Source organism: Pseudomonas sp. VEM90 (genome assembly GCF_054611535.1).
Genome location: NZ_JBTRAR010000043.1, coordinates 1 through 12,888 on the forward strand (window position 1 = coordinate 1; position 12,888 = coordinate 12,888).

The following is a 12,888-nucleotide window of genomic DNA, read 5'->3' on the forward strand; positions in this document are numbered from 1 at the left end:
ACACCGGTTGGCGATACACCGGGTGGTGAAACACCGGTTGGCGATACACCGGGTGGTGAAACACCGGTTGGCGATACACCGGGTGGTGAAACACCGGTTGGCGATACACCGGGTGGTGAAACACCGGGTGGTGAAACACCGGTTGGCGATACACCGGGTGGTGAAACACCGGTTGGCGATACACCGGTTGGTGAAACGCCGGTTGGCGATACACCGGTTGGCGATACACCGGGTGGTGATACCCCAGGTGGTGATATCCCTGTAGGAGCGGGTTTACCCGCGAAGAGGCCGGCACAGGCCATGAAAAAGGCGGCATATTACCAGCCGCCTTCCCCATAAAACGATCAGGGCCCCGTGATAATCAGCCTGTCTTGATCGGCCGCTTGTGCTGCCGCCAGTTGTCATCGATCTTCGACCAGGTCTTGCCATCGGTAATGGCCATCAGCTTGCGTCCATCCTTGAAGGTGGCCAGGAAGGTCGCTTCCTCTTCCTTGCCACCCAACCACAGCCCGGCCAGCAGCCCCACTGGCCCTGCCACCAAGGCGCCGGCCACGCCCCAGCCCAAGGCGCTGCCAAGGCTGCGGTTGGTTTCCAGGCTGGCCAGCCGCAAGTCGCTGATGCGTGCCAGGGAAATCCGCTCACCGGGTGAGGGGCTGCGCGCAGTCTTGAGTGTGAGCGATCCGTTGCGATACTCGCCTTCACCTTGCAAGAAATCGCCGGATTGCACCGTGAGTCTTGTCATAAAGTCATCCTGTCAGGGAAAGGGCATTTTCCAGCGCTTACTGAGCGCTGCCCCGGCAAGCAAGTCAACGGCATTGCGACGGAGGGTAGTGCGGTACTTTGTCGCCGTGGCCAATGGCCTCTTCGCGGGCACGCCCGCAGGTGTATCACTGCCCTGAGGTTGGTGAGGCACCTGTGGGAGCGGGCGTGCCCGCGAAGAATCCAGTGGTCATTTATCAGGCCACCTGCAAGGTGTTCTTGCGCTTACGCTCGGCCAGGCCCCACACCAGCAATCCCAGCCCGCCAATCACCAGCCCGGCCACCACAATCCCCATCCAGCCCTGGCGCTGGAACAGCTGCGTGCCCAGCAACGACCCAAGCGCCCCGCCAATGAAGTAGCAGGTGATATAACCGGCATTCAGCCGCGTACGTGCCTCGGGCCGCAGGGCGATCACCGCGTTCTGGTTGCTCACATGCACCAGCTGTACCGCCAGGTCGAGCATCAGCACGCCCAGCAGCAAGGCGAGCAGCGACTGTTCGGCAAACCCCAGCGGCACCCACGACAGCAGCAACACCACCAGGCCCACGGTGGTACCCAGCGACCCCTTGCCACGGTCCGCCAGGCGCCCGGCCCAGTTGGCCGACAACGCACCTGCCGCACCGGCCAGGCCGAACAGGCCGATCACTGCATCCGAATAGTGGTAGGGGCCTTTTGCCAACAGAAACGCCAGGGGTGTCCAGAACAGGGCGAACAGGCTGAATGCCAACAGACCGAGCAGCGAGCGCAGGCGCAGCACGGGCTCTTCGATGAACAGGCGGAACACGGAGCCGATCAGCGCCGGATACTTCAGCCCGGCGTGGCTGTGGTGCTGTGGCAGGCTGCGGTACAGCGCCACGGCGGTAAGTGCCATCAGCACGGCGGCCAGCACGTAGATACTGCGCCAGCCACCCAGCTCGGCCATGAAGCCGGCAGCAGTACGCGCCAGCAGGATGCCCAGCAGCAGGCCGCTCATCAGCGTGCCGATCGCGCGCCCACGCTGATGCGGCTCGCTCAGGGTTGCTGCCATCGGCACGAGGATCTGTGCCACCACCGAGAACAGCCCGGTCAGCGCCGTGCCGAGCAGCAGCCAGGGCAGGCTGGGTGCACAGGCGCTGATGACCAGGCCCAGGGTGGAGACAACGGTCATCACGGTAATCAACCGGCGCTGCTCGAACAGGTCGCCCAGCGGTGCCAGCAGCAACAGGCCAGCGCCATAGCTGAGCTGCGCGGCAATCACGATGCTGCCGGCGCTGGCGGTGCTCAGGCCAAACTGCTGGGCGATGCTGTGCAGCAGCGGTTGGGCGTAGTAGTTGCTGGCCACGGCCAGGCCTGTGGCGGTGGCCATCAGCAGGATCAAGGCGCGGCTGAGAGTGGGGGTGTGCATACAATTCTCGTGGGGCAGTCGTGTGTGGTGATGATTATCAGCAAGTGCCAGGCATGACACCAATGTATAGTTTTCAACCTATTCATCTTGAAAGCAGATAGATCGATGAACCTCAAGCAGCTCGAATATGCCCTTGCCGTGGCCGACACCGGCAGTTTTACCCGCGCGGCGGAGCGCTGCCATGTGGTGCAGTCGGCGCTCAGCCATCAGGTGGCGCGGCTGGAGGCGCAGTTGGGGGTGAGCCTGTTCGAGCGTAGTTCGCGACGGGTGCGCCTGACACCTGCAGGGGAGGCCTTTGTGCTCAGTGCACGGCCAGCGGTGGAGGCGGCCCGGCGCATTGCCGATGATGTGGCGGCGGCCTGCGGCCAGGTACGCGGGCGGCTGGCGATTGGTGAAATCAGCTCGCTCACCGCGCTGGACCTGGTCGACCTGTTGGCGGTGTTCCACGGTCTTTATCCGGATGTGGATGTACGCTGGCTCACGGCCAAGAGCGAATCGCTGATCGATGATGTGCTCGAGCGGCGCCTGGACGTGGGTTTTATCGGGCTGTGGCAGGGCGAGGTGGTGCAGGGGGTGCAGCATCGCTTGCTGGCCAGGGAAGAACTGGCCGCTGTGTTGCCGTTGGGGCACCGCTTGGCGGGCAGGGCACAACTGGCGCTGGCTGACCTGGCAGGCGAGGTGTTGGTGGATTTCCCCGAAGGCACCGGGGCGCGACGACAGACCGACGAGGCGTTTCAGGCGGTGGGGTTGCAGCGCAGGGTGCAGTTCGAGATCGGGCATGTTCGTCTGGTGGAGAAATTCGTGCAGCGGGGCATGGCCGTCGGCCTGGTGCCCGAGCGGGTGGCTCAGGGCATCGAAGGGGTGGCCGTGGCGCGGTTGGTGGATGCGCCGGTACGGCACTTGTATGCGGTGTGGTCGTCCAGCCCCACACCGGCTGCCCGGGCTTTTCTGGACGTGATGGAACAAGGCCTGGGGGCAAGGAAAGGCTAAGCCTGTGCCGGCCTTTTCGCGGCACAGGCAACCTTTCAATCAGGCTGCAAACCCACCGTCCACCGTCAGGCTGGCACCGGTGATATACCCGGCTTCAGGCCCCGCCAGGTAAGCGACAAAGCTGGCAATCTCCTCCGGCTCGCCGTACCGCCCAATGGCCATCAGCGGAACCAGGCTCTCGGCGAACTCGCCACTGGCCGGGTTCATGTCGGTGTCTACCGGGCCGGGCTGCACGTTGTTCACGGTAATGCCCTGCGGCCCGAGGTCGCGTGCCATGCCGCGGGTCAGGCCAACCAGTGCCGACTTGCTCATGGCGTACGGTGCACCGCCGGCAAACGGCATGCGCTCGGCGTTGGTGCTGCCAATGTTGATGATGCGACCCCCTTGGCCCATGTAGCGTGCCGCGGCCTGGCTGGCTACAAATACGCTGCGTACGTTTACGGCCAGCATGTGATCGAAGTCGGCCAGGTCGAACTCGGTCACCGGGGCCACTGCCAGCACACCGGCGTTGTTGACCAGGATATCCAGCCGGCCGAAGGCCTTCACGGTGTCATCCACCGCCAGTTGCACGGCTGCCGCATCAGCGCTGTCAGCCCGCAGGGCCAAGGCTTTGCCGCCGTTCTCGGTAATTTCCCGAGCCAGTTCTTCAGCCGGGCCGGCAGAGCTGACATAGGTGAAGGCCACTTGCGCGCCTTCGCGGGCCAGGCGCCGCACGATGGCTGCGCCAATGCCTCGGGAGCCGCCCTGAACCAGGGCCACTTTGCCTTCGAGTATAAGTTGCTTGGACATGCTGTTCTCCTGCTGGAAGCCAGGCCGAAATGCCTTGGATGGGCACAGTATCGGCGCTCGATTGCCTACTGATAAGATGGTAATAACTATCAGCAGAGTAAACCTTTGGTTGCTAATCATGGCCATGGAATCGTTCAGCGCGTTGGAATGCTTTATCCGCAGTGCCGAGGTCGGCAGTTTTGCCGAAGCCGCCAGGCGCCTGAGCCTTACCCCGGCCGCCGTGGGCAAGCACGTTGCGCAGCTGGAAGCGCGCCTGGGTGTGCGGTTGTTCCAGCGTAGTACCCGCAAGCTGACCTTGACCGAAGCGGGGCAGCGTTTTCTCGGCGAGGTCAGTGACAGCTTTCGCACCATTCAGTACGCCGTGGCCAACCTGGCCAGTGCAGAAGGCCAGCCGGCCGGGTCGTTACGGGTGAGCATGGGCACGGTGTTCGGGCGCTTGTACGTGCTGCCGTTGCTGGGGGAATTCTTGCGCCGCTACCCGGCGATTACCCCGGATTGGCATTTCGACAACCGCCAGGTCGACCTGATCGGCCAGGGCTTCGATGCAGCGATTGGCGGTGGTTTCGAACTGCCGCCAGGGGTGGTGGCGCGCAAGCTGACCCCGGCGCACCGGGTGTTGGTGGCGGCGCCGGCCTATCTGCAGCGGCACGCGCCGATAGAAGACCCGCAGGTGCTGCAACGCCATGACGGCATCCTGGTCCGGTCACCGCAGACCGGGCGGGTGCGCTCGTGGCCGTTGACCAGCCGTTGGCAGGCGCAGCAGCCGCTGCAATTGCGCCAGGCGATGACCATGAGCGATTCGGACGCGGCGTGCGCAGTGGCCGAGCAGGGGCTGGGTATTGCCCTGGTGAGCCTGCCGTTTGCCGTGCCCTACTTGCTGGCCGGTCGGCTGCTGCGGGTGTTGCCGGACTGGTATGTGGACGATGGGTATATCAGCCTGTATTTCGCCGAGCACAAGCTGTTGCCGGGCAAGACCCGGGTGTTCGTCGATTTTGTGGTGGAGCAGTTTGCCGAGCAGGGGCTGGCGGGGCGTTTCGATGCCTTGCAGGCCCTTTAGAGAATTATTGCCTGTGCCGGCCCTTTCGCGGGCCCGCCCGTTCCCACAGGGATATCACAGCCCTGAAGACAGTGGGAACCTTGTGGAAGCGGGCGTGCCCGCGAAGAGGCCGGTTCAGACAACATCGACAATGAACGATACCTGCGCCCCCAGGCTCACCTCGTCATCCACCCGCTTGCCCAGCAACAGCTGCCCCAGCGGCGATCGTGGGGTAATCACCGTCACCAACCCGTCCCCCTCGCCAATCTTCAATCCCGCTGCCTCAGGCCCGAGAAACAGCCGGCGCTGCCCGCCGTCTTCATCTTCCAGGGTCACCAGGTTGCTTACCTGCACGCCGCGCGCCGGGTCGTAGTCACGCAGCAGCAACTGCTGGTAGATCACCAGCGCCTGGCGGATCTCGGCACTGCGGCGGGCCTGGCCGGTGGCCAGGTACGAGGCCTCCAGGCCCAGCGTGTCATACTTGTTCTCGGCAATGTTCTCTTCGGCGGTGGCGGCCTCGTAGGCGGTTTGCGCCGCGCGGGTCAGCACGTCCAGGTCATGCTCGAGGGTGGCGACAATCAGCGCCAGCAGGTGGGGCTTATCCATGGTCAGTAACAGAACTCCAGCACGTTGGCCTGGCTTTTTTCGGTGGGCGCGGTACGGTTTTGCTGTAGCCAGAACTGGCACTTGGGGCTGTTGAGGTTGCGCGGGTTGCCCTGTGCGGCATCGGCGGCCTGTTGCAGCGCCTGTTTGTGCAGGATGTCCTTGTAGCGTTCGAACATCTCGGCCTGGCCATCCTGGGCAGTGGCCGGCGCGGGTGTTGCAGCGGCACGGTAGGCGTGGGGGGCTACAACCTGGGCCAGGGGTTGCACCTGCTGGGGCCACAACTGTTGTGCCAGCCACAGGCTCGCGGCAATGGCCATGGCGCCTAGCCACAGGCCCAAGGCAACGCACATGATCAACGGCAACGGCTTGAGGGTGATCTTCAGTTCACGGTGGCGTGGCATGGCAGCCTCCTGGCAGCGTGGTAGGGGGGCATTGTCGCATGCGCTTGGGCATTTTTCTGCGCAGGTGCTTTTGTCAGCGCCAATTTATGCGCAGAATTCGCGGTTTTTGCACCAGCACGGGAGGGGCGCATGAAAGCCACCTGGGACATCTTCTGCAGCGTCGTCGACAACTACGGCGATATCGGCGTGACCTGGCGCCTGGCCCGGCAGTTGGTGGCCGAGCACGGCCTGGCGGTGCGCCTGTGGGTGGATGACCTCAACGCTTTCACGCCCATGTGCCCTGGCGCCGACGCCACGGCTGCGCAACAGTGGCAGCACGGCGTGGATGTGCGCCACTGGCCGGCAGCGTGGTTGCCGGTGGCGCCGGCCGATGTGGTGATCGGCGCGTTTGCCTGCCAGTTGCCGGCGGCGTATGTCGAGGCCATGCGTGCCCGTCCGCAGCCGCCGCTCTGGCTCAACCTCGAGTACCTGAGTGCCGAGGACTGGGTGGAGGGTTGCCATGGGTTGCCTTCGCCGCAGCCCAACGGTTTGCGCAAGGTATTCTTTTTCCCGGGCTTTACCGACAAAACGGGCGGTTTGCTGCGCGAGGGTTCGCTGCTGGCCCGGCGTGATGCGTTCCAGCAGTCGGCGGAGGCGCGCCGTGCCTTTTTGCAGGGGCTTGGTGTAGACCCTGTGCCGGGTGCGTTGCTGATCTCGCTGTTCGCCTATGAAAACCCACAGCTGGGCAGCTGGCTTGATGCCCTGGCCACGGCTGACCAGGCCTGCCACCTGTTGGTCCCGCAGGGGCGCATCGTCGCGGGGCTCAGCCAGTGGCTGGGCGAGGGGCCGCTGCACGTGGGTGATGTGCGCACGCGTGGGGCGCTGACCGTTCAGGTACTGCCTTTCGTCAGCCAGGACGACTTCGACCGGCTGCTATGGAGCTGCGATTTCAATGCCGTGCGTGGCGAAGACTCGTTCGTGCGTGCGCAGTGGGCGGGGCAGCCGATGCTGTGGCACATCTATGTGCAGGACGAGAATGCTCATTGGGAAAAGCTCGAAGCGTTCCTCGCGCATTATCGCTGCGGCCTGTCAGACGATGCCGATGCAGCCCTGTTGGGCCTGTGGCGTGCATGGAACATGGATTTCGACATGGGCCAGGCCTGGCGGGCGGCCCGCCAGCATTGGCCGGAACTGCAGCAGCATGCCCGCCGTTGGGGGGCGCGACAGGCCGCTCAGCCGGACCTTGCCGAAGCGCTAGTACACTTTTACCGAAATTCGCTATGATACGCGGCCTCGATTTTTATAAATCCATCCAGATTCGGATACTTCGTAATGAAAACTGGTAAAGAACTGAAACCCGGTACCGTACTGCGGATCGACAACGACCCGTGGCTGGTTCAAAAAGCTGAGTTCACCAAGTCGGGCCGTAACAGCGCGATCATGAAGACCAAGCTGAAGAACCTGCTGACCGGCTACAAGACCGAAACCGTGTACGGTGCGGACGACAAGCTGGACGACGTGATCCTGGATCGCAAAGAAGCGACCCTGTCGTTCATCAATGGTGACGAGTACACCTTCATGGACACCACCGACTACACCATGTACGAGCTGAACGCCGAAGACATCGAAGCCGTTCTGCCGTACATCGAAGAAGGCATGGAAGACGTCTGCGAAGCCGTGTTCTTCGAAGGCCGTCTGGTGTCGGTTGAGCTGCCGACCACCATCAGCCGTAAAGTTGTCTACACCGAGAACGCTGCTCGCGGTGACACCTCCGGCAAAGTCATGAAGCCTGCCAAGCTGGCGAACGGTACCGAGATCTCGGTTGCCGACTTCATCCAGATCGACGAGTGGATCGACATCGACACTCGCGACAACAGCTTCAAAGGCCGTTCCAAGAAGTAATGCTTCTTGCGAGACGCAAAAAACCCGGCGCAAGCCGGGTTTTTTTATGCCTGTGTGCTCGTGCTTTTGTGGGTGCAACTGTCGTGCTCAATTTCTAAAAGCTGGCGCAGATCCGTGTGGGAGCGGGCTTGCCCGTGAACACGGGCGGAGCCCGTGCCATCCACCGCGGTGTATTCTTCGCGGGTAAACCCGCTCCCATAGGGGATCGCGCAAGCCTTTGCGCCTTAGACGGTTACGTGCAGGCGCACATCCACATTACCGCGGGTGGCATTGGAATACGGGCACACCTGGTGCGCCTTTTCCACCAGCCCTTCGGCATCGGCCTGGGCCAGGCCCGGCAGGTTGATGTGCAGGTCGATGTCCAGGCCGAAACCGCCCGGGATCTGGCCGATGCCCACCTTGGCGGTGATCGAGGTATCTGCCGGCAGGGCTTTCTTCTCTTGCCCGGCCACGAACTTCAAGGCGCCGATGAAGCAGGCCGAGTAACCGGCGGCGAACATCTGCTCGGGGTTGGTGCCGTCACCGCCCGCGCCACCCAGTTCCTTGGGGGTGCTCAGGCTGACGACGAGCTTGTCGTCGCTGGAGCGGGATTTGCCGTCGCGCCCACCGGTGGAGGTTGCTTCTGCGATGTACAGCGGAGTGACCTTTTGCATCTTGAGCCTCGCTAATGTGCTGTGCACTCCCGTTTGCAGGAGGGCGGGGGTTGGTGTGGGATTTAAATTAGCGCGCAATTAGTTAGCGCGCAAGATAAATCATCGCCGTTCATCGGAACGGCCATTTCACAGCATAGCGTTCAGAGGTTTTTTTGCAGGTTGTCGCGCAGGATCAGCAGGTCGGCTTGCAGTTGCTGCAGCTGCTCCAGGCTGCGCCCGCTGGCCTTGAGAATGCATTGCGGCACCTCTTTGGCCTGCTGTTGCAGGGCGCGGCCCTTGTCGGTCAGTTGCACCATCACTACCCGTTCATCTTCGCGGCTGCGGTTACGCTGCAACAGGCCTTCGCTTTCCAGGCGCTTGAGCAGCGGGGTCAGCGAGCCCGGGTCGGTCAGCAGGTGCTGGCTGATTTCGCCCACGGTCAGGCCGTCACGCTCCCAGAGCACGAGCATGGCAAGGTATTGCGGGTAGGTCAGGCCCAGCGCCTGCAGCAGCGGCTTGTAGACCTTGGTCATCAGCAACGAGGTGGAGTGCAGGGCGAAACAGACCTGATTGTCCAGCAGCAGCTCGTCACAGGAGGCTTGGGTGTCGGCGTTCATGCAGGTCCTTGAAAGTGATCAATGGAAAATTCTGGCACGCTGATCATCAGTGCGCGAGTTAATCGCGCAGTTCACTGCGCAAGGCCAGGTCCCAGGGTGGAATCGGGCTGAATCGGCTCTTGAGGAATTCGAGCAGCAAACGGCTGCGAGAGTTCGTTTCATGTGCCAGGCGTAGCGCGTAAATGCCGCTGGTCTCGGCTTCAGGCAAGCCGCCGTCGCAGAACAACGGGATCAGCTCACCGCGCAGCAGGTATTCACTGATCAGCCAGGTGGGAAGGTGGGCTATCCCCAGGCCGGCGAGGGCGCCGAACAACAGGGTTTCGGCGTTGTTGGCGGCCATGCGCATGCGCGCGGGGCGATACAGGCGGGTTTGCCCGGCCACACTGAAGCGCCAGGCGAACGGCGGCGCCAGGCCATCCCAGTCGAGCCCGTCATGCCCGGGCAGTTCGCTGGGGCAGGTGGGGATGCCGCGGCTGGCCAGGTAGGCGGGGCTGGCGCAGGCGATGCGCACCATGTAGGCGAGCGGCGTGGCGACCAGGCGGGTGTCGGCCAAAGGGCCGGCGCGCAGCACCAGGTCGACCTCGCCCAGGTGGCTGCCCTGCAGGTCGACGAAGCTGTCGATCAACCGCAGTTGCACGTCCAGGCCCGGGTAGGCCACCAGGAAGTCGGCAATGGCCGGGGCCAGGTGGCGGCGGCCAAACGCGGCAGGTGCGTCGATGCGGATCAGGCCTTCCGGGGCATTGCTCAGTGACACCGCTTCAGCCCTGGCCAGGCGCAACTCCTCGATGATGCGCCTGGCCCGTTCGGCAAAGGCATTGCCTGCAGGCGTGGCCCGCACCGCGTGGGTGCTGCGGGTGAACAGGCGGCTGCCGACGGCGCTTTCCAGGTTGTCGATGCGCCGTGCTACCGCAGACGGGGTCAGCGGGTGGCGACGGGCGGCGGCAGAAAAGCTGCCGGTTTCCAGTACATCGAGGAACAGGCTCAATTGGTCGGTCAGGGTATCGGGGCTCATGGCTGCCTTGCTTTTGCGAAAAACGCACAGCCATTGTGCGCTGCTGTGCGTTTCCCCGCCAGCGCGCAATCGTTAGCATGCTCGCATTATTGGTACAGGCGGACGAGGCCCTGATGATCGAGTGGTTGTTGTATATCGTGCTGGGCGCAGCCCTAGGCACTATGGGGGGCTTGTTTGGCATAGGCGGCGGGCTGATTGCGATTCCGGCGCTGGGCGTGCTCTTCGGCCTGGACCAGCAGTTGGCGCAGGGGACCGCGTTGGTGATGGTGGTGCCGAACGTGCTGCTGGCGCTGTGGCGGTATCACCAGCGCAACCGCATCGCGTTGCGCCATGCGTTGCCGCTGTCGGCGTGCAGCTTCCTGTTTGCCTGGCTGGGGTCGATCTGGGCGGTGGGGCTTGATGCGCATTCCATGCGCCTGGGTTTTGTCGGCTTTCTGGTGGTGCTGGCGGTGTGGAACGTGGTGCGGATGTTCATGAAAGTGTCGCCGCCGAGTGCCGAGCTGCGTCATGCCTGGCCGTGGCTGGGTGTGCTGGGCAGCTTTGCCGGCACAATGGGCGGCTTGTTCGGGGTGGGTGGGGCCGTGGTGGCCACGCCGGTCCTGACCAGTGTGTTCGGCGCTACCCAGGTGGTGGCGCAGGGGTTGTCACTGGCGCTGGCGGCGCCGAGTACCGTAGTCACGCTGGTGACCTATGGCGTGCACCATAGCGTTGACTGGGGGGTGGGGATTCCGTTGGCGGTGGGGGGCTTGCTCAGCATCAGCTGGGGCGTGAAGCTGGCCCACGCGTTGCCGGAGAAGGCATTGCGGGCAATGTTCTGCGTGTTTCTGGTGGTCTGTGCGGTGATGCTGGGGTTTGAGCTGTGAGATTTTTGGGCCGCTTTGCGGCCCCAGATTACTTGAAACCCTCAACGATGTAGTCGGCCATGCAGTCGGTAATGGGCGAGGGGGTCTGGGTACTGCGCACCAGCATTACATTGGCCATCGGTAATTGCGGCAGCCCTTCGCTCTCACCCAGTACCCGGATGTTGCCCCCGATCAGGCTCTGCAACTGCGCGGTCACTGCCAGCCCGGCTGTGACGATGGCAAAGATTGCCGCCAGGCTCGGGCTGGTGTAGGCAATACGGTAGTCGATGCCCTGTGCCTCCAGCGCATTGCAGGTCCAGGCGCGACAGAAGCAGTCGGTGTTGAACAGCGCCACCGGCATCGGCCGTTGTTCGTGCGGGCAAAAGCCTTCTGCCGCGGCCCACACCAGGCGTTCCTGGCGCAGCAACTGGCCAATCTCGTTGCCGGGCTCGCGGGTGACGATGGTCAGGTCCAGATCCTGGCGCAGCATCAGATGCTTGGACGAGTCGCAATGCACTTCCACCTGCACCAGCGGGTAGGCCTGGGCAAAGCTCGACAGGATGGTCGGGAGGAAGCGCATGGCGTAGTCGTCCGGTGTGCCGATGCGCACCAGTCCAACCATGTGCGGCATGCGCAGGGTGTTGAACACTTCGCCATGCAATTTGAGAATGCGCCGGGCATACCCCAGCAGGACCTGGCCTTCGGCGGTCAGCCGCACCTGACGGCCATCACGTTCGAAGAGCTGGCGCTGCAGAACGTCTTCTTCCAGGCGTTTCATCTGCATGCTGACGGCTGACTGGGTGCGGTTGACCACTTCGCCTGCACGGGTAAAGCCGCCTTGCTCGGCAATGGCGACGAAGGTGCGCAGGACGTCCGCGTCGAGGCTCTGGTACTGGGACATTGCATCAATCTCCGAGATGCATCGCATCAGAAACATTCGTTGGATTGATCTTATGCCTGGCGTGAGACTGAAGCCATCAACACGGAGGGCTTCACGATGAAAGGTCATGTCAGCAGCATCCAGCAACCTGCCTTTTCCCTGAGCTACCTGTGGCATGCGGCCCTGCAGCGTCCGGCGCGTTGGCTGGAGTTGTACCGTCAGCGTCAGGAGCTGGCCAGCCTCAGTGATGCAACTTTGCGCGACTTGGGGTTGAGTCGGGCGGATATCCAGCAAGAGGCCGAGCGGCATTTCTGGGATGATCCACTGAGGAAGTGATGCCAGGCGTGGCAGTCGCTTCTGCTCCTGCTCCTGCTCCTGCTCTTGCTCTTGCTCTTGCTTTGGCTTTTGCTTCTAAGCGCGCGGTAGTTCAGGCGACGCAGATTGCGACTTCAGGAGGCCGAGCGCCGGTTCTGATCGGGCGTACAGTCCGTTTGCGATGGCGACGCCGACTCACCTTTCCGCCCTTACGGCGGGTCCCTTTTTGTCGTGGCAAAAAGGGACCAAAAACCGTCGGCTCCCATCATCCGGCCCCTGCGCTGCGCTCCGGGGTCCCCTCGCTCCGGCCTTGCTCCCGGGAGCACGCGCTGCAGGCCCCATCCATGGGGCCTCAGCGCTTGACGGGCATCCATGCCCGTCATCTCCCTCCGCAATGCCTCCACTCGGCCTCCTGAAGTCGCAATCTGCGTCGCCAGAACTACCGCGCGTTTAGAAGCAAGATCAAAAGCGAACTCGGTGATCGGCCGGCACCGCCGATGCATTCGGTGAGGTTCTGCCCGGTCATCTGGATAAGGACATCGCCGGCATGGCTGCCCTCGGCCTGGTGTGCCTGGAAGAGCGCCGTTGCTCTTGTTCTTGCTTTGGCTTTTGCTTCTAAGCGCGCGGTAGTTCAGGCGACGCAGATTGCGACTTCAGGAGGCCGAGCGCAGGGCTTGCGAAGGGAGGTGACGGGCATGGATGCCCGTCAAGCGCTGGGCCCCAGGATGGGGCCTGCAGCGCGG

At 63.3% G+C, this 12,888-nt stretch carries 15 protein-coding genes and 2 pseudogenes; 6 read left to right on the forward strand and 11 right to left on the reverse strand.

Annotation, left to right across the window (positions count from 1 at the left end; translation table 11 throughout):
* The 3 genes and pseudogenes from ACYCCG_RS25605 to ACYCCG_RS25615 form a co-directional block, all read right to left on the reverse strand.
* A pseudogene (locus ACYCCG_RS25605) lies at positions 1 to 316 on the reverse strand (hypothetical protein); the annotation flags it as partial.
* A gap of 45 nt (positions 317 to 361) precedes the next feature.
* Positions 362 to 742 (reverse strand): hypothetical protein, encoded by a 381-nt coding sequence (locus ACYCCG_RS25610; RefSeq protein ID WP_003252855.1) that lies wholly within the window; start codon positions 740 to 742, stop codon positions 362 to 364.
* Positions 743 to 956: 214 nt separating this feature from the next.
* Positions 957 to 2,144 carry an MFS transporter gene (locus ACYCCG_RS25615; RefSeq protein ID WP_209964312.1) on the reverse strand — a complete coding sequence of 396 codons (1,188 nt, stop codon included), beginning with the start codon at positions 2,142 to 2,144 and terminating at the stop codon, positions 957 to 959.
* Between the two features lie 105 nt (positions 2,145 to 2,249).
* Here ACYCCG_RS25615 and ACYCCG_RS25620 point away from each other — a divergent pair, with 105 nt between their 5' ends.
* Positions 2,250 to 3,134, forward strand: a complete 885-nt coding sequence (locus ACYCCG_RS25620) for a LysR family transcriptional regulator (RefSeq protein WP_459672252.1) — start codon at positions 2,250 to 2,252, stop codon at positions 3,132 to 3,134.
* A 39-nt stretch (positions 3,135 to 3,173) separates the two neighbouring features.
* Here the strand turns inward: ACYCCG_RS25620 and ACYCCG_RS25625 are convergent, their stop codons facing one another.
* Positions 3,174 to 3,923, reverse strand: a complete 750-nt coding sequence (locus tag ACYCCG_RS25625; protein WP_209964319.1) for a 3-oxoacyl-ACP reductase family protein — start codon at positions 3,921 to 3,923, stop codon at positions 3,174 to 3,176.
* 118 nt (positions 3,924 to 4,041) lie between these two features.
* Between ACYCCG_RS25625 and ACYCCG_RS25630 the strand changes: the two genes are divergently transcribed.
* Positions 4,042 to 4,980 (forward strand): LysR family transcriptional regulator, encoded by a 939-nt coding sequence (locus tag ACYCCG_RS25630; RefSeq protein WP_176685637.1) that lies wholly within the window; start codon positions 4,042 to 4,044, stop codon positions 4,978 to 4,980.
* Between the two features lie 114 nt (positions 4,981 to 5,094).
* On the opposite strand, the gene ACYCCG_RS25635 is transcribed toward ACYCCG_RS25630, so the two are convergent.
* Positions 5,095 to 5,565 (reverse strand): GreA/GreB family elongation factor, encoded by a 471-nt coding sequence (locus ACYCCG_RS25635; protein ID WP_084852255.1) that lies wholly within the window; start codon positions 5,563 to 5,565, stop codon positions 5,095 to 5,097.
* 2 nt (positions 5,566 to 5,567) lie between these two features.
* Entirely contained in the window at positions 5,568 to 5,966 is a 399-nt protein-coding gene (locus ACYCCG_RS25640; protein WP_339444343.1) for a hypothetical protein, read from the reverse strand.
* 129 nt (positions 5,967 to 6,095) lie between these two features.
* On the opposite strand from ACYCCG_RS25640, the gene earP reads away from it, so the two are divergent.
* Together earP and efp are read left to right on the forward strand one after the other, a co-directional pair.
* Positions 6,096 to 7,229 (forward strand): elongation factor P maturation arginine rhamnosyltransferase EarP, encoded by a 1,134-nt coding sequence (earP, locus tag ACYCCG_RS25645; RefSeq protein WP_209964324.1) that lies wholly within the window; start codon positions 6,096 to 6,098, stop codon positions 7,227 to 7,229.
* 48 nt (positions 7,230 to 7,277) lie between these two features.
* On the forward strand, positions 7,278 to 7,847 hold the full coding sequence (efp, locus tag ACYCCG_RS25650; RefSeq protein WP_003252871.1) for an elongation factor P: 570 nt from the start codon (positions 7,278 to 7,280) through the stop codon (positions 7,845 to 7,847).
* Between the two features lie 224 nt (positions 7,848 to 8,071).
* Here the strand turns inward: efp and ACYCCG_RS25655 are convergent, their stop codons facing one another.
* From ACYCCG_RS25655 to ACYCCG_RS25665, 3 genes are all read right to left on the reverse strand, one after another.
* Positions 8,072 to 8,500, reverse strand: coding sequence for an organic hydroperoxide resistance protein (locus ACYCCG_RS25655; protein WP_209964326.1), 429 nt, complete (start codon positions 8,498 to 8,500; stop codon positions 8,072 to 8,074).
* Positions 8,501 to 8,640: 140 nt separating this feature from the next.
* On the reverse strand, positions 8,641 to 9,096 hold the full coding sequence (locus ACYCCG_RS25660; RefSeq protein ID WP_020192084.1) for a MarR family winged helix-turn-helix transcriptional regulator: 456 nt from the start codon (positions 9,094 to 9,096) through the stop codon (positions 8,641 to 8,643).
* 58 nt (positions 9,097 to 9,154) lie between these two features.
* Entirely contained in the window at positions 9,155 to 10,108 is a 954-nt protein-coding gene (locus tag ACYCCG_RS25665) for a LysR family transcriptional regulator (RefSeq protein WP_010952891.1), read from the reverse strand.
* Between the two features lie 113 nt (positions 10,109 to 10,221).
* On the opposite strand from ACYCCG_RS25665, the gene ACYCCG_RS25670 reads away from it, so the two are divergent.
* A complete protein-coding gene (locus ACYCCG_RS25670; RefSeq protein WP_176685631.1) occupies positions 10,222 to 10,971 on the forward strand; it encodes a sulfite exporter TauE/SafE family protein in 750 nt (249 codons plus the stop codon).
* Between the two features lie 28 nt (positions 10,972 to 10,999).
* Here the strand turns inward: ACYCCG_RS25670 and ACYCCG_RS25675 are convergent, their stop codons facing one another.
* Positions 11,000 to 11,851, reverse strand: coding sequence for a LysR substrate-binding domain-containing protein (locus tag ACYCCG_RS25675; RefSeq protein ID WP_209964328.1), 852 nt, complete (start codon positions 11,849 to 11,851; stop codon positions 11,000 to 11,002).
* Between the two features lie 96 nt (positions 11,852 to 11,947).
* On the opposite strand from ACYCCG_RS25675, the gene ACYCCG_RS25680 reads away from it, so the two are divergent.
* Positions 11,948 to 12,166 carry a DUF1127 domain-containing protein gene (locus tag ACYCCG_RS25680; protein ID WP_014591954.1) on the forward strand — a complete coding sequence of 73 codons (219 nt, stop codon included), beginning with the start codon at positions 11,948 to 11,950 and terminating at the stop codon, positions 12,164 to 12,166.
* Between the two features lie 466 nt (positions 12,167 to 12,632).
* On the opposite strand, the pseudogene ACYCCG_RS25685 reads toward ACYCCG_RS25680, so the two are convergent.
* Positions 12,633 to 12,722, reverse strand: a pseudogene (locus ACYCCG_RS25685) (hypothetical protein); the annotation flags it as partial.
* Positions 12,723 to 12,888 lie beyond the last annotated feature (166 nt).